The sequence below is a fragment of the Streptomyces sp. SID13726 genome (assembly GCF_010548375.1).
Classification (GTDB): Bacteria; Actinomycetota; Actinomycetes; order Streptomycetales; family Streptomycetaceae; genus Streptomyces.
In genome coordinates this window covers 201,615-222,668 of record NZ_JAAGLY010000015.1, presented here as the reverse complement: position 1 = coordinate 222,668, position 21,054 = coordinate 201,615, and the positions used below count along the sequence as shown (strand labels likewise).

Below are 21,054 nucleotides of genomic sequence, written 5' to 3'. Positions count from 1 at the left end.
GCCTCCTGACGGGCAAGGGGGCGTTCGCCGCGTTTCCGTCAAGCGTCGGTCCTTGTTTCGCGGGCCGCGTAGGCGGCCGGGGTGAGGCCGGTGCGGTCGCGGAAGAAGCGGCCGAAGTTCGCGGGGTCGGTGAAGCCGAGGTGGACGGCGACGGTCCGGGCGTCCCAGCGGGCGGTTCCCAGCAGGCGCCGGGCTTCGAGGAGGCGCCGCTCGTCGATGAGTTCGCGTACCCCCTTGCCGGTGGCGTCCCGGGCGGCGCGGCTGAGGGTGCGGACCGAGCAGCCGAGCAGGTCGGCGTAGTCCGCGGCCTGGTGGAGTTCGCGAAAATGCAGCTCCAGCGCGTCCAGGAAGCGCCCGTACCGGTCGGCGCGGCCCGTGCCGGCCGTGGCGACGGGGGCGATGCCCGGGGAGTTAGCCAGGCGCAGCAGCAGCGATTCGAGCAGACTGCGGCGAAGGGCATGGTGCACGTCAAGGGGGCGGCGCCCCAGCGCGCGGTGTTCGTCCAGGAGTTGGAGTGCCGTCTGCTGGAGCCAGGCGGTGTCGTCGGGGTGCGGGGTGAGCACAGCGGGGGCATCGTGCGCGGTGAGCGGGGTCAGGAGGCGGGCGAGGTCGGGCCGCAGTACGTCGGGTTCGAACAGGATGAAGGCGCCGCGGGCTGCGCCGGGCGAATGCCAGCACTGGGCATGCCCCGGACGCACCCACAGCCACTGGCCGGGGGTCACGGTCCGCGTGACGTGGTCGACGTCATGCAGCAGCTCACCCTCGGTGACCGCGATGAGGTAGTGGAAGGTGGCACGGCCCGGACGGGGCGGATTCCACGGCCAGTCATCGTGCTGGGCGAAGAAATCCTCGACGGTGCTCACCTCAAGGCCGTACGGAGTACCGACCGGGGGCTGGAAACCGTACAGCGGAACCGCGGCTGGTCCGGCCTGCCAACTCGGCCCGGAGTGTCGCTCATCGACCATCACGTGTCCGCAGCCTACCGCCCTCTTCGTTGGTTTCGACGTAAGGATGGGACGTGCCCCCGCGCCCGCGCGGCGCGCCCTCCGCTTCCTTCGATGCCATAGCCCGTCACCACCTCAGGAGGCACACCACTCATGAACGGATCGGCCCTGCACAAGACCGCCGCCGACTGCGCGGAGGAACTCCCCGGATCCCAGCTGGAGCATCCCTTCGGCCCCGACTGGGAGGTCTTCAAGGTACGCGGCAAGGTGTTCATGCTGATGACCGAAGTCCCGGGGCAGCCCGTCGTGATCCTCAAGGCGGACCCCGGCGAGGCCCACGCCCTGCGGGAGCAGTACAGCCACATCACCCCCGGCTACCACATGAACAAGAAGCACTGGATCACGCTGGAGAGCGGAGAAGGCGTCGACGAGGAGCTCGTCAGGGAGCTCGTCACCGACTCCTACCGGCTCGTCGTCGCTCACTTGCCCAAGGCCGAGCGGCCTGTCGACCCGCACACCTACGGCACCGGCACGCGGGCGGCCAGGTGAGCGCGGCCGGTGACCGGCTCCAGGACACCGCCCGACAGGTGGCCCTGGCCCTCCCCGACGTCAGCCACGGCTACCCCTTCACCCCAGGGCTCGACGTGTACAAGGTCGTGGGCAAGGTGTTCCTGATCGTCACCAACGACCCGGACGAACAGATCATCACGGTCAAGTGCGAACCCGAACACGCCCGCACGTACATGCACAAGCACGCATCGATCACACCGGGCCGCTACCTCGACAAACGCCATTGGATCTCCCTCGGTCCCGGTACCGGCATCACCGAGCGGCTGGTCACCGACGTGGTCGAGGATTCCTACGACCTGGCCGCCGAGCGCCTGCCGCGACGCGACCGCCCCACTGCTCGGTGATACGCCGCGAACTTCCCCACGAACGGCTGAGCCGACGCTGCCCCGTGCACGGCTGGCCGCGTCCGCACACGTCCGCCTGCGACCCGAGAGACCGATGGAACCGACCCTGCCGCTCTTCGACGAGGAGCCCTCCCGGCCGCTCGCCGACCGCCTGCGCCCCACCCAGCTGAAAGATGTCGTCGGGCAGGATCACCTCCTGGCCCCGGACGCCCCGCTGGGCCGCATGGTCGCCCAGCAGCGCCTCAGCTCCGCCATTCTGTGGGGCCCGCCCGGCGTCGGCAAGACCACCATTGCCCGGCTCCTCGCGGACGCCGGCAACCTGGCCTTCGAGCCGGTGTCGGCCACCTTCTCCGGCGTGGCCGATCTGCGCAAGGTCTTCGCCACCGCCCGCAGCCGACGCGGCATCGGCCAGGGCACCCTGCTGTTCGTCGACGAGATCCACCGCTTCAACCGCGCCCAGCAGGACAGCTTCCTGCCCTACGTCGAGGACGGCACCGTCACCCTGATCGGCGCCACCACGGAGAACCCGAGCTTCGAACTCAACGGCGCCCTCCTCTCCCGCACCCAGGTCCTCGTCCTCAAACGCCTCGACGAAGCCGCCCTGTCCACGCTCCTCGACCGCGCCGAGCAGCTCACCGGCCACCATCTGCCCCTGGACGACGACGCCCGCCGCGCCCTGATCGCCATGGCCGACGGCGACGGCCGCTACCTCCTCAACATGGCCGAACAGCTCCAGGCCCTCCCGGACACCGAGACACCCCTGGACACCGCCGGGCTCGCCCGCCACATCCAGCAGCGCGCCCCGCTGTACGACAAGGCGCAGGAGGGCCACTACAACCTGATCTCCGCGCTGCACAAGTCGATGCGCGGCTCCGATCCGGACGCGGCCCTGTACTGGCTCGCCCGCATGCTCGACGGCGGCGAGGACCCGCTGTTCGTGGCCCGCCGCCTGGTCCGCTTCGCGAACGAGGACATCGGCATGGCCGACCCGCACGCCGTCCAGCAGGCCCTCGCCGCCTGGGACGTGTACGAGCGACTCGGCTCCCCCGAGGGCGAGTTGGCGATCGCCCAGGCCGTCGTCTACCTCGCCACCGCCCCCAAGTCCATCGCCGTCTACCGCGGCTTCAACGCCGCACACCGATCAGCCCGGCACACCGGCTCACTCATGCCACCCGCCCACATCCTCAACGCCCCGACCCGGCTGATGAAAGACCTCGGCTATGGCAAGGACTACCAGTACGACCCGGACACAACCGACGGCTTCTCCGGTGACGACTACTTCCCCGACGACATGCATCGCCAGACGTACTACCAGCCCACCCGCAACGGCCACGAAGCCCAGATCACCGAGCGACTACGCCGCTGGGCCGATCTGCGCGCCCGCCGGCAACGCGGCTGACCGGCCGACGCCCGCGACATCCTTTCCGAAGGAGAAAACAGATGGCAGGCCGGACAGCAGCAGACTCTTCGGTGCCCTGACCACCCGGCCGCCGTTGGACCCGGAGCTCGCGCCCGTCGAGGAGGGCGCTGGGTGCTGTTTTTCCGACCCTGCCGGAAGAGACCCCTAGTGGTCCGACGGCAGCTGGCCGACGAGCTCTCCGAGCGGGAACCGGTCCCAGGGCACTCCTTGCCCCAGGTGGACGCGGACGGCAGCGACATGGTCTCCGCACCGATGTCGGCCGCCTACTCCCACGCGATGCGTCCTTAACCGAACCGCTCCAGGCGCCGATGGTAAGTGGATTGACTTGCCTCATGGATGGCGCGGAGGCTATCTTCCAATGGTGAGTCCATCGACTTACCTAACGACTCGGCAAGGAACAATCACCATGAATCGTCTTGCGGGCAAGCGCGCCCTCATCACCGGCGGCACCAGCGGGATCGGTCTGGAGACCGCGCAGCGTTTCCTCGCGGAGGGCGCCGATGTGCTGGTCACCGGCGTCACCCCGGCCAGCATCGACAGGGCGCGGCAGATTCTCGGGGACAAGGTGCCCGTCGTGCAGGCCGACGCACGCGATCTCGATGCGCAGCGCGGCCTGGCCAAGCAGGTGCGTGAGCACTTCGGGGAGCTGGATGTGGCGTTCCTGAACGCCGGAGTCTCGGACTGGCGGCCGTTCGAGGACCACACCGAGGACAGCTTCGACCGGCTCTTCGACATCAACGTCAAGAGCGTCTTCTTCCTCACCCAGGCCCTGGTGCCCGTGCTGGCCAACCCGTCCTCGGTCATCCTCAACGCGTCCAACAGCGCGCACGGCGGCTACGGGCTTTCGAACGCCTACGCCGCGACGAAGGCGGCCGTCTCCTCCCTGATGCGGTCGTGGAACGCGGACCTGCTCACCTCGCACGGCATCCGGTTCAACGCGGTCAGCCCCGGCCCGGTGAACACCCCGCTGTACTCCGCCGCCAAGCTCGGGATCGAGGACCCGGCGGTGCAGGTGGCGGTTGTGGAGGGGATCAGCGCCGGTATTCCGCTGGGCCGCATGGGCATGCCGGAGGAAGTCGCCGAAGCCGTGGTGTACCTGGCCTCCGACGTCTCCGCCTTCGCCGTGGGCCAGGACCTTATCCTGGACGGCGGCCAGACCGTCCTCTGAGAGCGAGGATGCGGCCGGGAGTCGGGCGAGGGGCGTGGGTATGTCGGTGGCGGACCGTGACCGAGCGGAATGCGGTGGCGATGCGCGCCAGGCCGGGTATCACGCGCAGATCAAAGCGGAGAACCTCGCGCGCATCATCCGCGCTGCTCGCGACCTCTTCCTCGCCCGGGGATACGACAAGACCTCTCTCGCCCAGATCGCCAAAGAGGCCGGCGTCTCCACCGGCACCCTCTTCAAGCGCTACCCCTCCAAGGCCGCGCTGTTCGCGGCCGTCACCTCCGAACAGTGGCAGCTGGACGTGGAGTACGCCGAAGCGCCGCCGCCCGGTGACCCCCGGTACGGTCTGGACCACATTGGCCGCGACTACGCCTGCCTGGTCGCGCGGCCGGGCACGGCGGCGCTGTGCCGCCTCATCATCACCGAGCTTCCCCAGATGCCGGAACTCGCCGACATCGTCGGCACCGGCTTCGCCATCGACCGCGGCCCCTTCTTCGACCGGCTCCGTGACTACCTGGACGCCGAGGCCCAGGCCGGCACCCTCGACTTCCGTTCGGCCGAAGGACAGCCGCACCCGGCGTCCGCGGTCGCCGAACAGTTCCTCGGCATGATCTGCAGCCAGCTCCTGTGGCCCCAACTCGTACGGAACGACTTTGTCCCGCCCGACCCGACCGACACCGGCATCGTCGACGAAGCCGTCGCCCTCATGCTCACCCGCTACCGCACCGGATCTTGAACTCGGACGCAGCGGATGCTGCCAGCTGACCGCAAAGACGTCGGACGCAGGGTGGCGGCCCGCACCTGAGTCACATCGCCGCGTGGCGCCGGTCCTCGCGCGCTGGGCGGACCCGGACGGGGACCAGGTCAGGACTGTGATGGTGCGGAGGTGCGGCTGCGGGCGGGCAGGGGAATGACGGCGGCGCCGCCGCGCATGGCGTGGTTTTCGAGGGTGAGTTGGCGGATGGCCTCCTCGTAGAGGGCGAGGGTCCGGCGTAGGTCGGTGTTCTCCTGCCGTAGCCGGCGCAGGTTCTCCTCGTTGGGCCCGTCGGTCTTCGGCCGGTCCGTGCGCGTCTGGCTGCGGGCCGCGGGGATCCGGGGCCGGAAATGGGTGTCGATCAGGTCGGCGTAGTGGCGGTGAAATGTGGCGTGGGGGATGCCAAGGCGGCGCTCGATAGCGGTGACGGTCGGTCTGCGTCCGCTGTCGAACGCCTCGTCAAGGACGGTGTCGATGGCGGCCTTGACGGTGTCGACGTCGGGCAGGGCTCGATTCACGCTGCGGGCTCCGGATCGTGGCGGGCCAGGAACGCAGCCGTGGCACGGTGCTGTTCCTGAAGACGGTGTCGGATGTAGGGGGCCAGGCAGGCGCCGTCATCCAGGGCGTCCTCCAGCTGGGTGAGGTGACCGACCAGAGCCTGCTGGTTGGCGGGGGTGAGGGCGGTGTTGCGGCAGGCCAGGGGCTGGCAGTCGGCGAGGACCGGTTGGTAGCCGGGGTCGGCGGGGGCGCGGCACAGAGCGCGGTCGGGGTTGTAGACGCAGGTGACGAAGGTCCCCGGGTACAGGTGCGGGTCGTGGCGTGCCACGATGCGGCGCAGGCGGGCTTCGTCGGTGACGACTTGGCCGTCGAAGACGGTGTGGCGGGCGAACTCGGTGAGCCGGGCTTCGGCCTCGGCTCCGGCCGGTCCGGCCAACGCCGGACGGTCGGCGGCACCCATCCCGGCGAGGAACTGGCCCCGGGCGAGGGCCTCTTCGGCTTCGACCTCGTCGCGGAACCCGGAGTCGCTGGTGCCGGCGTAGCCCTCGAACATCTGAATCCCCTGATGGCGGTACTGCAGAGCGCCGGCGATGGTGCCACCAGGGCGGCGGGCGATGAACCAGGCCAGGGTTCGCCGAAAGCGCCGCGTGGTCAGGTGCGGAACCCGCCCGCGCTCCGGCGGGATGCCGTCCGCGCGCTGGTGCGCGGTGCAGTAGGCGTTGATCCACTTGATCAGGTCGGTGATGTCCGTGTTGGTGGCGTTGCTGTCCAGCACCCCGAAAGGGCTGCGGCGTTGGCGGTAGCTGCGGGAGGTCAGCGGCGGGGCGAACAGGTAGGGCTGTTCGGCCGGCTGGAAGCGTTCGAGGACGGCGACGGCCCGGGCGACCGGGGCGGTGACGATCCAGGTGGCCTGCGCGCCGTGGGCGTTCTCGCCCTTGAAGGCGAGGCTGTGCAGGCGGTGGCGGTAGACGCGGCCGGCGGAGTCGCGTTGGACGCTCAGGCAGCCGCGCTGGAGGTGTTTGGCTTCGGAGTCGCGCATCCCGGAGAGGTAGGCGATCACGATCCAGCAGGCCCCCTGGAGCAGCCGCTCGTACCGCGGCACGTCGTAGTACGAGATCGCCGCCAGCCACGGGCGGCCGTCCAGCTGTCCTTGGACGCGGTGGGTGAGGGGGCAGTCGGAGTCGACGCCGACCTCTTGCGCGGCTTCGGCGATCAGCCGCTCGGCGTCGAGCCGCTCCAGCCGGTCGCGGTCATGGCCCAGCAACCGGGCCAGGTGGCTCAGGCACGGCGCCAGCTGCGGCCCTCGGCGCCGCTTGCCGACGGGAAGAGCTGGCAGGGGCTGGCCCCGGCGACGGTATCCGTCCAGCAGCACGGCCAGGGCCGACAGCGCGTCGGGGCCAGCCGGCACACGCGCATCGAGGGCGGCGCGCTCGTCACGAGCGGCGAGGACATCCTCGGCGAAGTCATCGACCCAGCGCAGCGCCCACGTGAGCAGGGGGCCCAGGATCTGCTCGGGGATACGCTCGGTGAGGTTCTCGCCGAACCGCCGCGGGTTCGCGCGCGCCCACGCCTGCCAGGCCGAGCGCCGCAGCGGGTCGCTCGCCAGGGCATCGGGGACCCGGCTGCGGTAGGCCCACAGCATCCGAATCGCACGGCGGTAGCGGTAGGTGGAGGCGAGGGACAACCGCTGCTCGGCGAGCTCGCGGTGGAAGATGTCGAGGTCCTCTCCGCTCACCTGGGCGAGGGCGAGTCCGCGGTCGTGGACCCAGGTGAGGAAGCGGCGTACGCAGCTGAAGTAGGTGCGGATGCTGGGAATGGTGAGCGGCAGTTCGCCGGGCGGGGTGTCCTGGGCGAGCAAGGCGTAGAACAGGCTCTTGGCCGTGGTCACGAACGGCGGCGGAACCGTGCTGAAGTCCAGCTTGAGCGACTTGCGGTCGGCCCGCAGCCACGCCGGCGTCAGCCACCAGGCGTCGTCGGCGAACCGGGACGTCTCCTCCAGCCGGAATTCGGCGCGCAACGGTCGTGCAGCCAGCACGAGCGCCCGGGCGGGCACCGCCCCGGACCGTGGAGCGACCTCGACAGGACTGGTCACGAAAGCTCCTTCGGGCCGTCGAGCAGGTCCAGCGGGAGAACCGGGCGGGTACGGGCCGCGGCGGCGCGCTGGGCAGGGCTGAACCGGGGCAGGATGTCGCGGGTCAGGACCGTCCAGGTCGCCCCGTGCCGGGCCGCCCACTGATCGACGTCCCGCTGCTCAAGGTCCTCTCGTAACACGTCGGCCAGCGCGAGCAAGGCGGGCAAGTGCCGCTCCAGGACCAGGGCGTTGGGACAGGCGAAGCAGGCCAAAAACGACTGGCGGCACCGGCCGCCGGACGGGCTGTCCTCGATGTCCAGGCACGAGGCGGCGAGCGTGTCCAGCTCGCCCGCCTCCGCCTGGCCGAGCGACCGCTGCGAGACGGCGTCCGCATCCGCGCCGCCCAGGCGCACGACGACGGCACGGGCGTGCCGCTCGGCATCGTTGATCGCCTCGGTCAGCACATCGGCAGCCCACTCGGTGACGAACGGATCCCCGCGCAGGTAGTAGGCGAACGACGTCTCGGCCGTGTTGGTCAGCCGCGCGGACGGCAGGTGCCCGCCCACCTGCTTGGCCGTCCGCGTCTCGGCCGTCTTCTTCATCCGGGTCAGCATCATCTGCAGCGGTGCCCCATCGTCGCCGACCAGGCCGTGACGCTCGGCCCACTGCCCGAGCTTCAGCTTGCGCGCCAACTCGGCGTCGAACGGACCGAGGTGCCCGCCGGTTGAGGCATGGCGGACACCACCACGGCCATTGCCCGCCCAGATCGACCACACCGAGGATGTACCGGAGAACGCCCGGCTGCGGGCCATCATCCGGTGCAGCAGCAGATAGAAACTGCCCATCGCCCTCAACTGCCGGTCCGGGTCCGGGTCCACGCTCCAGTGCACAGTCGTACGGGAGTTGGCCTTGCCCCGGCGGCGTTTGACCAGCGTCACCGCCACCGCCCGCTCCTCCAGCAGCCGGTGTTCGGCGGGCAGCTCCTTCAGCGTCTCCGGGTTACGGCCGCTCAGCCCGGCCGCGTAGACCAACAGAGGAGCCAGGTCCTGGTCGACCACGAACAACTGCCGCGCCTGCGCGTAGCAGGCCGCCGGGTACTCGCCCACCGCCAGCCCCCGGTAATCGACCTGGATCCGGCCTGTCCGCGCCATCGCCTCCAGCCGCGCCCCCTGCTCCCGCTCGGCGGCCAGCAGAGCCTCGGGGTTGTCGAGGAAGCGCCGCAGCAGGTTCTCGCCCGCCGCGATCCGGTCACGGATGGCCGCCACGTCCGAGCGAGCCGCGGTCATCACGGCCTGGAACTCGCGATCCGAGTAGCCCGGGCGCACTGCCTGCTGGGCATCCACCCCGTGCCCAGGCTGCCCGGCGTAGTCCACCACAGCGCCATCCAGCCGGTCCTGGCCCGGAAGGACCCTCACGATCCGCAGCAGATCCTGCAGAGACCGGCGGGCCGACGTCTCCAGACACGTCTCCCGCCGCGACATCAGGTACCGCTCCAAGTGGCGCACCCGCAGTTCCTCCACCCGCTGCGGCGGCACCGGAAGCCTGTCCAGGAGCAGGAGAAACCGCTTGACCGTCTGCCACTGCCCGCTCGCCGCCCGCTGCGTGCGGCGCCCGCCGCCGGGCCCGATCCGCACCCCGAGCGCGTGGGCGAAGTCCCGGTGCATCCCCGCCAGCGGCAGCTCTGCGAACCGGAACACGCACTCGCGGCCGTCCTCACCCATGAAGCGCACCACCGGCGACCCGCCGTCCTCGGGGAACTCCACCGCGGGAGGAGGCTCATAGAAACCGTCCGGCACCACTGCCGTACGCCCGCGGCCCGCCCGCGCCACGCCCTCGCTCACGCGGCCACCGCCGACCGCTCCAGCCAGCCCTCCTCGCTGAAGCCCGCCGGCTCCCACGCCCCCTCCGGTACCAGCTCCAGCCGCGTGCGCATCTCCAGCTCCTGCAAGGTGTGCAGGTAAACCGCCGTCGTCGTCGCCGACCGGTGACCGAGCCTGATCCGCACCCAGTTCAGCGGATCACCGAACACCCGCTGATACGTCAGCCGCTGCTGCTCGTTCATCTCGCCCAGCGCCTGCAGATGCCCCCGCCACAGCAGCTCCAGCGTGGTCACCGCGTACGAGTGCCGCAGCATGTGCGGAGTCGCCGCCACGCCAACGTCCTGCGCACGGCACCGGTTGTTGGCGTCGGCGAAGACCTGCTTCCACCCGGACACCGTCATCGGCAGCCCCCACTGGTTCAGCCACACCATCGCCGGCGCCCACCCGCCATCCCCTGTGGCCACCAGCAGCCGACGCCGCTCGGCCGCGTCCAGGCGGGCCACCGGCACCCACCGGCCGCCCATCCGCACTCGGGGTACAGCCGGGTCCTCCACCAGCAGCGACCGGCGCGTCGGGGTGTAGAAGCCGCGGGCGCGGCCGTAGTCGAGCATCTCGGTCCGGTCCCACTCCATGTAATCGCGTACGTCCCGCAGCACCGAGACCGGCCAGTACACCGCCCGCCCCGAGCGCCCCTTGGAGATCACGTGCGGCAGCATCGCCCGCGCGTTGACGATCCCAGCCCCGGGCGGCGGCAGCTCCGGCAGCTCGAACACCGTCAGCGCCGAGTGCTCACACAGCCGCAGCCCCGTACGGATCATCGAGTCGGCGTACGCCGTATTCCGCGCCGCCCACCGTCCGCGAAACGCCCGCCTCGGCATCTCCGTCGCGTCAAACCCGCACAGCCCGACATTGCGCCACAGCCGGTACGACAACGGCGGCAGCCACTTCACCTCACGCCGCGGACCCGTGTGCGACGCTTCGGCCGGCACCTGCCGCACCGTGCCGCCGCCGGAACCTCGCGCCCAGGGCGACCACGCCGCAGCGGCACGCTGACGGATGGGATTGGCCCGCACAAGGTCCTGCTCGATCGCCCACAGATAGAACTGGTTGACCGTAGAGACCTCCCGGTCCCAGCTGGAGTCCTCCACCCGAGGCCCGTGCTCGTCCCGACGACGCCACCACTCATACGCCGCCCGGTCGTCCATGGACGCATCACGCCAGTCGCGTCGGCCTCGCCCGAACCACAGAAAGTCGAAGTACGTGCGCAGGTCCCGGGCATGGGCGGCCTGAGTGTTCCACGGAGACGACGCCAACCACACCGAGAAGTAGCGGTTCAACGCCACGTCGTACTGACCCGCCGGACTGATCAGGAACGGCTGCCCCTCGGGCACACCCAGCTCGTCCAACCGCTGATCGAGACCGGAGAACAGATCCCTGAACTCCCATATGAACGGCGTCGCTTCGCGCGGCCACGCCGGGTCCCTGCGGGTGAAGTGCACCCGCCAACCCATGATCGACATGACGTTGGACGATAGTCCGTGGACAGCTCAACAGCGCATAACAGAAGGTCGACGGCCACCGGACCGTGCTGTGGCGGACCGAGGACGGCGTCCGGCTCCAGTCGAGGACCGGCCGCGATGTCACCGCGCTCTGGATGGACCTGGCCGTGGCCGCCATGCACCTGCCGCCCGGCGTGATCCTGGACGGCGAGGCCGTGGTGTACATCGCCGACGCCGGCGGCACCGCGCACATCAGCTTCGCCGCGGCGCAGTCCCGCGCGCTCTCCAGCCCCCGCCGCGCGAGGGAGCTCGCCGACCAACACCCCGCGACGTACGTCGCGTTCGACGTCCTCGCCCATCCTGCTGCGGGCTTCCCTGATCTGCGGCCGCATCCGTACTCGGAACGGCGCCAGGTCCTCCTGGACGTGCTCGCCGACGTCGGCCCGCCGATCGAGCCGGTGGCTTTATCCACGAGATCGGACAGCACTTCGACACCGATTTGGGAGGCGGGAAGCCCGAGAGACCGGGGAGGATGTTCACGAGATTCGACAGCGCCACCAAGGGGGCGGCCGGGTCGGGCACCGAGCCCTGACGTACGTTCAAACCCATGATGCGCACCCTGAGATCCCAGCTGGTGGCCCAGTGAGCGGCTGGTGGGCCTACTTGGAGGAACGGACCTGCCGAGAGGTCGATGCCGACGTGCTGCGCGACCGCCGGCTGTCGGCGGTCAGGTCTGTCTGGGAGGCGCTGCGCCCGCTGGGGGTAGGCCTACACGAAGCCGAGCGGGTAGTCCACGCACGATACGAGGCTCTGGGCGACCGTGTGCAGCGCACGCCGCCTGATCCGCTAGACCTCCCCTCGCTCGCAGCCCGCGCCGCGGCTCTCCCAGGCCGTGTGGCGGCGGTGGAGGCGCTCTGGGACGGCGATACAGTGCACGACTGGTTCGTGCTCCTGGTCGCGGTCCTGGACGCCCCAGAGGGGGAGGGCCACCTGGCGACCGTCTACCACCGATCTGGCGGCCCTCCTCCTGGTGTTGCCGCCGCCGAGGCCGGACAGGCGCTGGCCGGCCACCTTCGCGTGCCTTTCCACTTCGCGTCTCCGGACGTCCCTGATGACGACGCCCCGCGCTGGAGGACGATCCAACGGTTGACGGAAGGGCCCTGACTGGGGGCATGGACAGAGCGCAGCGACCCCAAGGAGGCCGGACCACCTGGTGCCTCCCATTCTCATGAACATGGCCTCCGGCCCGATCGGGCTGCCTCCCGAGACGGTGAATAACTGCTGTCGAAACTCGTTGACAAAGCCAAGCCGGTGTGGTCGACCACCGACCGGGACGAGGCACTGCTCTGGTACGCGGCGCTCGAGGGGACGGACATGGAGGGGATCGTGGCGAAGCCGCTGCGGTCGTCCTACAAGGCGGGCCGGGTGTGGTCGAAGGTGAGGCACGCGGACACGGTCGACGTCGCCGTGGTCGGCTTCACCGGCACGGCCCGGCATCCGAAGGCGCTCGCCGTACGGCTGCCCGACGGACACGTCACGCTCTCGCAGAGGCTGACCACGACGCTCGCCTCCGTCGTCGGCCCGCGCCTGGTCCCCCAGGCCGGGCGGGCGTTCACGACGGCCGGCGACTCCTACACGCCCGCCGTCGACGACCTGGTGGTGGAGGTCGTGGCGGGCACCACCCGCCACGCAGTCGTCACCGTGGTCGGGCTGCGCTGACCCGTGACGGTGTCGAGCGGAGGCCGGAAACTCTGAGTGGACGCACCGGATGCCGGTCTGCGGGGCGTCCTGTCCGCGGCGCGGTCGGGAGCTTGGGAGCCGGCGGCGGAGTTGCTGGCGCAGACGCGCGTCGACCGAGACTGGGAGCGACGAGGCCAGTACAGTGCGGGTCTCGCCGAACTCGCTCTGCACCACACCGGATGGTTCGACGAGTGGCGGCGCGTGCGGTCCGATGACCCCGATGTCGCCTTGGTCGCCGCCGAGTTGGAGATCGACCGCGCCTGGGAGATCCGTACCGCCGCGCGAGCCCGGCATGTGTCGCAGGAGCAGTTCCAGGCGTTCCACACGGTCCTGCGCGACGCGATACCGGTCCTGCGTACGGCCGCCGACCTCAACCCCGGAGATCCCGTTCCCTGGCGGGTGCTCATCGCTCACGCTATGGGACTCGGCGCTCCGCGCGACGTGTACGACGAGTACCTGGCTCGGGGCCGCGCGGCGGATCCGCATCACGTGGGACTGCACGCCCGCGCGGTGCAGTACCTGGCGCAGAAGTGGTATGGCTCGCACGCGGAGATGTTTGCGTTCGCCGAGTCGGCCGCCGCCGCGGCTCCTGAGGGGTCACCGCTGCGAGGTTTGCCACTGCACGCGGTCACCGAGTACGCGCTGGAGCACGAGGCAGGGATCGGGAAGGGGCCGGTGGCCTGGTCCCGGATCGAGGGGCTCGTCGAGGCGGGACTGGAGCTGTCGGCGAGCTTCGAGCCGGGTGACCGGCGGGCGGCGGGCTTCCGCAATCACCTCGCGCTCGCGCTGATCCGCTCCGGCCGTGAGGCCGAGGCACTGGAGGTCTTCCGGCTCATCGCTACCGACGCGTGCACGTTCCCGTGGGCCTACATGGGCGATCCCCGGGAGACGTTCCTGCTGATGCGGCAGGGAGTGCGCGCCCATGTCGCCCGGCGGACACCGTACTTCGGCGGTTCCGTGCCCTCGCCGGCCACGGACGGTCCGGCGGGGCCCACGGACCAGTCAACCGCCACGACGTCTCCTGCCGCTGCTCCGGCCGTCGCGCACGCCAGTGCGCCACTGCGTGAGGTTCGCGAGGCTGTTCTGATCGCCGGCACCACCATGCGTCTCGCGCCGGCGCCCGGCGGCGGCACGTTCGTCGAGACGGCACCTTCGGCCGACCCGCCGGGCCGGCGCAAGGGCATGCGTACGACGCTGCTCGGGGAAGGCGAACTGCCCCGTCTGGCTGCCACGTTCAGCCGGGGTGAGAAATGGCCGGTCCTGGTCGTGGCCAAGGAGGGAGCCGACTACACGCTCCAGCTCTACCGCGACGGCCGTCTGGTGACTGCCCACGTGTGGTGGGAGGACCCCGCGGAGATGCCGACACAACAGGAAGCGGCGGAGCGGGCGACCGCGCTGTCGGCGGCGTACAGGAAGACGGACCACCGCCCCCTGGCCGCCGCGTTGCGCGGCACCGCTGACCCACGGCACCACCTCGACGAGGCCTTCGCAGCGCTGGGCCTGCCGCTTCTCCCCGCAGCCTTCGGGTACCGCCCGGAGCCATTGGCGGAGGCTCGGGGGGCGCAACTGGTGGAGCGGCGGTCCTTCCTGCGCGCCATCAAGGAGTCGCTGTCATCGCAGAGCGACGTCACCTCCAGCGGAGAACTGCCGCCCTTGTCCTGAACCGGTCGAGTCCAGCGCGAGTGGTTGTCGTGGTCGGCGGTGGGCTGAGATGTGCCGTCTTCGTTGCAGTGAGTCGGCTGGGGGTGCCTCTGGTCCCCGTCCCCGAGGTCGCCTCGCTGACCGAGCTGAACGCCATGGTCGACCAGTGGGACGTGGATGACGAAGGCCGGCGTCTGCGGTCGAAGACCCGCACCATCGGGGAGCACTTCGCCCAGGAACAGCCGCTGCCGCGGCCGCTGCCCCGCGAGGTGTTCGAGACCGGACGCTGGTTCACCCCGCGGGTCAACCGCTTCGGCCAGGTCACCGTCCGCTGCAACTCCTACTCGGTCCCGGTCCGCTTCATCGGCTGCCAGCTGCGGATGCTGCTGCACGCCAACAACCTGGTCGTCTACGACGGCCGCACCGTGGTCGCCCACCACGAACGGCTCAGCGGCCGGGGCGAATCCCGCCTGGTCCTGGACCACTGCCTGGAAGCACTCCTGCGCAAGCCGGGCGCCTTCCCCGGAGCAACCGCCCTCGAACAGGCCAAAGCCGCAGGGAAGTTCACCCCAGTCCACGAAGCCTGGTGGACCGCCGCCCGCGCCGCCCATGGCGAGGCGGCCGGCACCGGGCCCTGATCGAGGTGCTGCTGCTGGGCCGCCACATGGAACACGAACACGTCGTCGCCGGACTCGCAGCCGCCCACCAGGCCAGCGCCCTGACCGCGGACGCGGTCGCACTGGAGGCCCGCAAGGCCGCCGAGGGCGAGACCTTCACCGAGCCCGTGAAACCTGCTCCGGCCCGGCCCGTCCAGCCGCAGGAGGAGACCAGCGGCACGGTCACCTTCCTGTCCGACTGGAGGCTGTCCCACCTCCCGCCCGACAACCGGCCGCTTCCGTCGGTGGCCCACTACGACCAGCTCCTGCAACGGCACGGCCGCACGGCCGGCGAGAAAGAGGGGCCATGACACGCAAGCGCGGACTGACCGAAGAAGCCGCCACCGCCTCGATCGACCAGGCATGCCGCATGCTCAGGCTGCCGTCGATCCGACAGCAGTTCGCCGACCTCGCCGAAGGCGCCGCCCGCGACCAGATGTCATACCGGGCCTTCCTCGCCGAACTGCTGATGACCGAGTGCGACGACCGGGCCCGCCGACGCTCCGAACGCCGGATCAAGGCCGCTTCCTTCCCGGGGGACAAGAGCCTGCGGGCGTTCGACTTCGACGCCAACCCCAGCATCGACCCGGCCACCGTCAACACCCTCGCCACCTGCGAATGGGTCAAGAAGGGCGAGCCGCTCCGCCTGATCGGAGACTCCGGCACCGGCAAGTCCCACCTCCTGACCGCCCTGGGCACCGAGGCGGCGATGCACGGCTTCCGCGTCCGCCACGTGCTGGCAACCAAGCTCGTCAACGAACTGGTCGAGGCCGCCGACGAGAAGATGCTGTCGAAGACGATCGCCCGCTACGGCCGTGTCGAACTTTATGCATCGATGAACTCGGCTATATGGAAGTTGACCGCAGGGGTGCTGAGCTGCTGTTTCAGGTTCTGACGGAGCGTGAGGAAAAGAACAGCGTCGCCATCGCCTCGAACGAGAGTTTCAGTGGCTGGACGAAGACCTTCACTGACCCCCGGCTCTGCGCGGCCATCGTCGACCGCCTGACCTTCAACGGCGCCATCATCCAGACCGGCACCGAGTCCTACCGCCTCGCCCACACCAAATCCCTGGCCGAGCAGACCGCAGCCGGATGAACAGCACCGCATGGCCGACCCCGCAGCCAACGGGGTCGGCAGCACGGCGAGATCAGCCGTCGACTTCCCGCGCCACACGCTCCAGTCGGCTCCGGTAATCCTCCCACCACGCCTGATCCCCTGGCGGCAAGTCGTCCTTGCCTTGCAGATATCCGACGGATCCGTCGATGAGCTCTCGCACGATATCGGCGTGACCAGCATGCCGCTGAGTATCGGAGATCACGCGCACCACGATGTGGTTCAGCGTCACTTCTCGGCGTTCCTCCGGCCACCACGGGACGTGACCGACCGCGTCAAGCGGCAGCGTCGCGATCGTGCTGTTGGAGTGCTCCCACGCCTGGCGATACAGCCCAACGATCTCTTCCCGAGACTCATCTGCAGTGGCCCACATGTCCGAGTTGAGCTCTGACTCCTCGGTATACCACCAGGACGGCGGCTCCTCGTCGAAGAACGGTCGCCCAAACGTGTCTCCGAGATATCCCAGCTCCACGTTGGCGACATGCTTGACCAGGCCCAACAGGTTCGTGCCTGTGGGAGTCAGCGGACGGCGGATGTCGTACTCCGAGAGGCCATCGAGCTTCCATACCAGGGCGTCACGCGCCTCTTGCAAGTATCGGAGAAGGTCCGCTTTCGGATTCGGTTCGATCATGCCGGGCAGTCTCCCACCCGGCACTGACAGCCGGGAGTGACATCAAAAGTCACTGACATTGATCTTGTCCGCAGGTGCGAAACGACTCCCCAAGTCACCTCGAAATGACTCCCGTTGAAAGTGGCACAGCCACCACTCGGAGGCCGCCGCAGCGTCATGCTGCGGCGGCCTCCCTTCAGTACAGGGCTCTTCCCCGACCAGTGCACGGCGGGCTCAGCCTGGTCGGATGTCCGGCCGGAAGCTTCCACCAGCACTTCCAGTGGACGCCCACGGGCCGCTGGTCCTTGTCGATACCGTGCATCACGAGGCAAGCACTGAATGGGGATGACGGATTCGGCATCTACCTGTAGTAGATCCCATCCGCCTTGTTGGCGCCCGGCCAGCCGCTATGGAAGTCGTAGCCAGGGTAGAGGTCACCGAGCTCAATCCCGGTAGTGCCGTGGATGTCGAGGAAGGTGACCGGGATGGTCGTCTGGTTCACGGCGGAATGGACGTTGTTCTCCCACACGGTGTTGAACCATGACACGCCGTCACCGTGTGCGATGCTGCCGCCGTAGCCGCGGCCGCTACCGGTGTAGTTCTCACCTGTCCAGATGCAGAGGAAGTACTGCGGACAGGCGGCACGGCCTTGGCCTACGGAGATCACGGCCGTCCAGCCGGTTGCGGCTGCTGTGCCCGGGCTCGTCGTGCTTGTGGTGGGCGCCGCCGGCGCGGCGGATGCCGAGGTCGTCAGACCTGCGCCGGCAAGTGCCAGTGACGCGAGAGTGACTGCAACGGTCTTGCGGAATGCCACGGTTCCCCCAGTGTGATAGGGCCTGCTGTCTCCTCTTCAGCAAGGCTGCACCCCGCATCTGGGCCTGTCGTTACGGCTGAGCGCACAGGTCTTCAGTCTGCGTGCACTGTCGCGTGGTGCTGACGGAATTGGCGCGGGGAGAGACCATAGGCGCTGCGGAAGGCCTGGCTGAAATGAGCGGGGCTGGTGAACCCCCACCGGGCTGCGATCGCGTGGATCGGGCGGCTGGCCAGCCCGGTGTTGGCGAGGTCGCGGCGGCACTGTTCCAGTCGGCGTTCGCGGATCCAGCCGGCGACGGTGTGGCCTTCCTGGTGGAACAGTTTGTGCAGGTAGCGCAGGGAGATGTGGTGGGCCGTGGCGATCGCGTCCGGGGTCAGGCGCGTATCGCTGAGGTTGTCTCGGATGAAGGCGTGGATCTGTGCCATGAGCGCGCGTTGTCGGGTGTGGCGTGGCACGGTGCTTGGGGTGTCCAGTGCGTTGGCTAGTGCGGTGGTCAGTATGTCGAGAGTGAGGATGGCAAGCCGAGCGGTGTCGGATGGGCTGAGTTCGTGCAAATGACGGGCGAGGTTCAGCAGGAACTGTGAGGACAGCGCACTGATGCCCTGGGCGCTCGGTAGGCGACCCGTGTCCGGGCGCCGCAGGTCCCGGGCGGGTAGCGGGAGAAAGGAGCACGGGAACCTCAGAAGCAGCAGCCGACTGTCAGAAAAATCAGGTGCGACTTCAGGCAGGTGCGGACGCGAGGTGAGGTACAACACCAGGTCCCCGATGTCGACTTCCGCAGAGCGGCCGTCCTGAGTGATCATGCCGTTTCCGTGCACGAAACAGCACACCGTGAGCACTTCGAGATCGGCCTGGCGGATGAGCTTGGGTGTGAGGTGAATCGAATGCGGCATCGTGATCATCCGCGTCGCCTGCGCAGGCTCGAACTCGCTGATACAGACCTGAGTCCTGCATCCGCTGTCCAGCCGCGGTTCGCAGCGCAGGTGGTAGGGCGCCCAGAGCTTTGAGTTCGCCTCGCGCCAGAAGGCGAAGGCTTCTCCCACCGCGACCTCGGCGGTGCTGACCACGTGCATGACTCGCCACCTGCCAAAGGTCAAGTTCTTGGATCGTGCGAAGAGTTGAGAGCGAGACGGCCGACGCTTGGCGCACGTCACAGGAGGAGCCGAGAGAACCCGACGAGTACGTCCACGACGCCCCTCCACTCGGCGAACGTACGGGGACGACCTTGTTGAGCCCGATGTGCACGAAGCCCCGACTCCGTGGAAGAGCTCGCCCGCCGAAGCAAGACGGGTCTTCCTCCGGTATCGAGCGGGGCATCTCCCATGCCTTGAGCCTGCGGCGCAGCCGGGCACACCAGTAGTGCCGAACTCGTATGAGAACGCGTGGAGTTGTCACGTCCTCGCGTGACGTCTGTCATGGGGCCTGGGCTGAGTGACAATGGCCGGATGGGGGATGGGCCGATCGACCGAGGGGCGGGGCTGATGAGCTTCCGTCGTTACACGTGGTGGGCTGTGCCGGGCACGACCGTGTGCCTTCTTGTCCTCTTCGTCGGCGAGTGGGTGCTCGACGGTGACGTCCCGCTGTGGGCGCGAGGCCCAGCCGCCGCGGCGGCGGTCGTCGAGGTGATGGCGAGCGTGGTGCTGCTCAGCCGGCGGCTGGCTCTATTGCCGGTGACCGACGACCCGCACTCCGATACGTCGCCCTCGGACAGTCGCCCTGCTGAGTTGTCCGTGGGGTGGCTGGCTGCTGCCGGCGGGGCGGCGGTCGTCCTCGCGGTGTTTCCGCTGGTCCTGCGCAATTACGGGTTGTGGGCGGTCGCGCCCGCCATGGCGGTGGCGACCCTGGCGACGTACCTTCCGCCGCGCCGCAGACGACTGCTGATCACCATCGCCGCAGTGCTCGCGCTGCTGCCGGGCGGTGTGGTCAGCCTGGCCGACGGAGACGGGAAGCTGTTGTACGCCGCTCTGTTCCCGCCGGGACTCGTCGCTCTCACCGCCTGGATGACACTGGCCCCCCTGTCGTCGTGGGACACCGCGCGGCGGCTGAGCGACGCGCGACGCCTCGAAGCGGAACTGGCGGTCAAGGACGAGCGGCTGCGTTTCTCCGCCGACCTGCACGACATTCAGGGCCATCACCTGCAAGTGATCGCGCTGAAGGGTGAGTTGGCGGCCCGGCTCGTCAAGATGGACCCGGCGAGGGCCGCCGCGGAGATGCAGGACGTCATGCGGCTCGCGGCCGACGCTCTCAGCGACACGCGTGCCATGGTGCAGGGCTACCGCCGCACGACGTTGGATGACGAGATCGCCAACGCGACGCGGGTAATGGCCGCGGCGGACATCGACGCCAGGATGACTCTCGCGCCCGCCGTCGTTTCGGCGGAGTTGGGTGACTCCGCCCGTCACCTCCTGGGGCTGGTGATGAGAGAGGCCACCACGAACGTGCTCCGGCACAGTAACGCCCGGCACGCCGAGGTCGACTACCGTGTCGTGGGCGGTCGCGCCCGCCTCCGGGTGGGCAACGACGGCGCCGACGGGCATCCCGCCGGTCTGAACGACGGCACAGGCTTGTACACACTCGCCGAGCGACTGGGCGCGGCCGGCGGCGAGTTGGTCTGGACCCGCGACGGCGACCACTTCGTGGTCGAGGCTTCGCTGCCGACGACGGCAGTGGGGGGAGTGGGTCGATGATCCGGCTGCTGATCGCGGACGACGAGGATCTCCTGAGAAGCGCCCTGGCCGCCCTGCTCTCGCTGGAGGACGACCTCACCGTGGTCGCCGAGGCAGCCAGCTCCATCGACGCGATACGGCTGGCTCGCGAGCACCGCCCCGACATCGCCGTCCTCGACCTGGAGATGCCGCCCACCGACGGCCTGCGCGCCGGCGAGGAGATCCGGGCCGAACTTCCCACCCAGATCATCCTGGTGACCCGGCACGCCCGCCCCGCAGTACTGCGCCGCGCGCTGTCCGCCGGAGTCCGAGGCTTCGTCCCCAAGACAACCCAGGCGACCAGACTTGCGGAGATCATCCGTGACGTCGCCGCGGGCCGCCGATACGTCGATCCCGACATTGCCGCGTCGGCGCTCACCGAAGACGACTGCCCCCTGAGCGACCGCGAGCTGGAGGTCCTGCGCGTCACCCGCACCGGAGCCTCGGTCGTGGAGATTGCCGCCGAGATCCACCTGGCCCCCGGCACGGTCCGCAACTACCTCTCCGCCGCCATGTCCAAACTGGGCACACCCACCCGGCACGCCGCAGCCCACCACGCCTGGCAGCAGGGCTGGATCTGACGGTCTGAAGGCGAAGGGTGTAGATTTCCTGCCCGGAAACGCTGAGCTGGCAGTTTGGTTGCTATTGGCAGGAGCGCAGCAGAGAACCAGGGAGTCCCCGTCACCAAAG

The 21,054-nt window shown here is 69.4% G+C and carries 20 protein-coding genes and 2 pseudogenes; 14 read left to right on the top strand and 8 right to left on the bottom strand.

Translation table 11 applies throughout. The features are described from left to right. Positions 1-38: 38 nt before the first annotated feature. Positions 39-863 carry an AraC family transcriptional regulator gene (locus G3I78_RS32520; protein WP_343243905.1) on the bottom strand — a complete coding sequence of 275 codons (825 nt, stop codon included), beginning with the start codon at positions 861-863 and terminating at the stop codon, positions 39-41. Between the two features lie 234 nt (positions 864-1,097). Here G3I78_RS32520 and G3I78_RS32515 point away from each other — a divergent pair, with 234 nt between their 5' ends. The 5 genes from G3I78_RS32515 (at position 1,098) to G3I78_RS32495 (ending at position 5,179) form a co-directional block, all read left to right on the top strand. Next, complete coding sequence (locus G3I78_RS32515) at positions 1,098-1,493, top strand: MmcQ/YjbR family DNA-binding protein (RefSeq protein WP_164431184.1); 396 nt, start codon at positions 1,098-1,100, stop codon at positions 1,491-1,493. Then, positions 1,490-1,858 (top strand): MmcQ/YjbR family DNA-binding protein, encoded by a 369-nt coding sequence (locus G3I78_RS32510; protein WP_164431182.1) that lies wholly within the window; start codon positions 1,490-1,492, stop codon positions 1,856-1,858. Before G3I78_RS32515 ends, G3I78_RS32510 begins: the two co-directional genes overlap by 4 nt. Positions 1,859-1,952: 94 nt before the next feature. Continuing rightward, complete coding sequence (locus tag G3I78_RS32505) at positions 1,953-3,257, top strand: replication-associated recombination protein A (RefSeq protein WP_164431181.1); 1,305 nt, start codon at positions 1,953-1,955, stop codon at positions 3,255-3,257. A gap of 427 nt (positions 3,258-3,684) precedes the next feature. After that, the gene (locus G3I78_RS32500; protein ID WP_164431179.1) at positions 3,685-4,446 is read left to right on the top strand and encodes an SDR family oxidoreductase; all 762 of its coding nucleotides are present in this window, start codon (positions 3,685-3,687) and stop codon (positions 4,444-4,446) included. Positions 4,447-4,486: 40 nt separating this feature from the next. After that, positions 4,487-5,179 (top strand): TetR/AcrR family transcriptional regulator, encoded by a 693-nt coding sequence (locus tag G3I78_RS32495; protein WP_164431177.1) that lies wholly within the window; start codon positions 4,487-4,489, stop codon positions 5,177-5,179. Between the two features lie 128 nt (positions 5,180-5,307). Here the strand turns inward: G3I78_RS32495 and G3I78_RS32490 are convergent, their stop codons facing one another. The 4 genes from G3I78_RS32490 to G3I78_RS32475 are packed head-to-tail and all read right to left on the bottom strand — an operon-like array spanning position 5,308 to position 11,106. Then, positions 5,308-5,715: a hypothetical protein gene (locus G3I78_RS32490; RefSeq protein WP_164431175.1), complete on the bottom strand. Its 408-nt coding sequence runs from the start codon at positions 5,713-5,715 to the stop codon at positions 5,308-5,310. Beyond that, positions 5,712-7,787 carry a site-specific integrase gene (locus tag G3I78_RS32485; protein ID WP_164431173.1) on the bottom strand — a complete coding sequence of 692 codons (2,076 nt, stop codon included), beginning with the start codon at positions 7,785-7,787 and terminating at the stop codon, positions 5,712-5,714. The genes G3I78_RS32490 and G3I78_RS32485 overlap by 4 nt, the downstream gene beginning before the upstream one ends. Further along, positions 7,784-9,607, bottom strand: a complete 1,824-nt coding sequence (locus G3I78_RS32480) for a hypothetical protein (RefSeq protein ID WP_164431171.1) — start codon at positions 9,605-9,607, stop codon at positions 7,784-7,786. The genes G3I78_RS32485 and G3I78_RS32480 overlap by 4 nt, the downstream gene beginning before the upstream one ends. Then, a complete protein-coding gene (locus G3I78_RS32475) occupies positions 9,604-11,106 on the bottom strand; it encodes a site-specific integrase (RefSeq protein WP_239158177.1) in 1,503 nt (500 codons plus the stop codon). Before G3I78_RS32475 ends, G3I78_RS32480 begins: the two co-directional genes overlap by 4 nt. A gap of 56 nt (positions 11,107-11,162) precedes the next feature. On the opposite strand from G3I78_RS32475, the pseudogene G3I78_RS32470 reads away from it, so the two are divergent. The 7 genes and pseudogenes from G3I78_RS32470 to istB form a co-directional block, all read left to right on the top strand. Next, positions 11,163-11,696: pseudogene (locus tag G3I78_RS32470) on the top strand (hypothetical protein); the annotation flags it as partial. A gap of 31 nt (positions 11,697-11,727) precedes the next feature. Next, positions 11,728-12,249, top strand: a complete 522-nt coding sequence (locus tag G3I78_RS32465; RefSeq protein WP_164431167.1) for a hypothetical protein — start codon at positions 11,728-11,730, stop codon at positions 12,247-12,249. A gap of 147 nt (positions 12,250-12,396) precedes the next feature. Further along, entirely contained in the window at positions 12,397-12,804 is a 408-nt protein-coding gene (locus G3I78_RS32460) for a hypothetical protein (RefSeq protein WP_164431157.1), read from the top strand. 36 nt (positions 12,805-12,840) lie between these two features. Next, on the top strand, positions 12,841-14,487 hold the full coding sequence (locus tag G3I78_RS32455) for a hypothetical protein (RefSeq protein ID WP_164431155.1): 1,647 nt from the start codon (positions 12,841-12,843) through the stop codon (positions 14,485-14,487). A gap of 83 nt (positions 14,488-14,570) precedes the next feature. Next, complete coding sequence (locus G3I78_RS32450; RefSeq protein ID WP_164431153.1) at positions 14,571-15,104, top strand: hypothetical protein; 534 nt, start codon at positions 14,571-14,573, stop codon at positions 15,102-15,104. Beyond that, on the top strand, positions 15,053-15,433 hold the full coding sequence (locus G3I78_RS32445; RefSeq protein WP_164431151.1) for a hypothetical protein: 381 nt from the start codon (positions 15,053-15,055) through the stop codon (positions 15,431-15,433). Before G3I78_RS32450 ends, G3I78_RS32445 begins: the two co-directional genes overlap by 52 nt. Next, positions 15,430-16,217, top strand: a pseudogene (istB, locus tag G3I78_RS32440) (IS21-like element helper ATPase IstB). The gene G3I78_RS32445 and the pseudogene istB overlap by 4 nt, the downstream one beginning before the upstream one ends. 52 nt (positions 16,218-16,269) lie before the next feature. On the opposite strand, the gene G3I78_RS32435 reads toward istB, so the two are convergent. The 3 genes from G3I78_RS32435 to G3I78_RS32425 all read right to left on the bottom strand — a co-directional run bounded on the left by G3I78_RS32435 (position 16,270) and on the right by G3I78_RS32425 (position 18,732). After that, positions 16,270-16,866, bottom strand: coding sequence for a DinB family protein (locus tag G3I78_RS32435; RefSeq protein ID WP_164431149.1), 597 nt, complete (start codon positions 16,864-16,866; stop codon positions 16,270-16,272). 340 nt (positions 16,867-17,206) lie between these two features. After that, entirely contained in the window at positions 17,207-17,659 is a 453-nt protein-coding gene (locus G3I78_RS32430) for a peptidase inhibitor family I36 protein (protein WP_164431260.1), read from the bottom strand. 92 nt (positions 17,660-17,751) lie between these two features. Then, entirely contained in the window at positions 17,752-18,732 is a 981-nt protein-coding gene (locus G3I78_RS32425) for a helix-turn-helix domain-containing protein (protein WP_164431147.1), read from the bottom strand. Positions 18,733-19,140: 408 nt separating this feature from the next. Here G3I78_RS32425 and G3I78_RS32420 point away from each other — a divergent pair, with 408 nt between their 5' ends. Continuing rightward, positions 19,141-20,346 carry a histidine kinase gene (locus G3I78_RS32420; protein ID WP_239158176.1) on the top strand — a complete coding sequence of 402 codons (1,206 nt, stop codon included), beginning with the start codon at positions 19,141-19,143 and terminating at the stop codon, positions 20,344-20,346. Further along, positions 20,343-20,945, top strand: coding sequence for a response regulator transcription factor (locus G3I78_RS32415; protein WP_164431143.1), 603 nt, complete (start codon positions 20,343-20,345; stop codon positions 20,943-20,945). The genes G3I78_RS32420 and G3I78_RS32415 overlap by 4 nt, the downstream gene beginning before the upstream one ends. The last annotated feature ends 109 nt before the right edge of the window (positions 20,946-21,054 follow it).

Excerpts from the sequence above, each read along its gene's own strand:
- G3I78_RS32515 (WP_164431184.1), top strand. The coding sequence starts at position 1,098 with ATGAACGGATCGGCCCTGCACAAGACCGCCGCCGACTGCGCGGAGGAA.
- G3I78_RS32505 (WP_164431181.1), top strand. The coding sequence starts at position 1,953 with ATGGAACCGACCCTGCCGCTCTTCGACGAGGAGCCCTCCCGGCCGCTC.
- G3I78_RS32500 (WP_164431179.1), top strand. The coding sequence starts at position 3,685 with ATGAATCGTCTTGCGGGCAAGCGCGCCCTCATCACCGGCGGCACCAGC.
- G3I78_RS32495 (WP_164431177.1), top strand. The coding sequence starts at position 4,487 with ATGTCGGTGGCGGACCGTGACCGAGCGGAATGCGGTGGCGATGCGCGC.
- G3I78_RS32475 (WP_239158177.1), bottom strand. The coding sequence starts at position 11,106 with ATGTCGATCATGGGTTGGCGGGTGCACTTCACCCGCAGGGACCCGGCG.
- G3I78_RS32435 (WP_164431149.1), bottom strand. The coding sequence starts at position 16,866 with ATGATCGAACCGAATCCGAAAGCGGACCTTCTCCGATACTTGCAAGAG.
- G3I78_RS32425 (WP_164431147.1), bottom strand. The coding sequence starts at position 18,732 with ATGCACGTGGTCAGCACCGCCGAGGTCGCGGTGGGAGAAGCCTTCGCC.
- G3I78_RS32420 (WP_239158176.1), top strand. The coding sequence starts at position 19,141 with ATGAGCTTCCGTCGTTACACGTGGTGGGCTGTGCCGGGCACGACCGTG.
- G3I78_RS32415 (WP_164431143.1), top strand. The coding sequence starts at position 20,343 with ATGATCCGGCTGCTGATCGCGGACGACGAGGATCTCCTGAGAAGCGCC.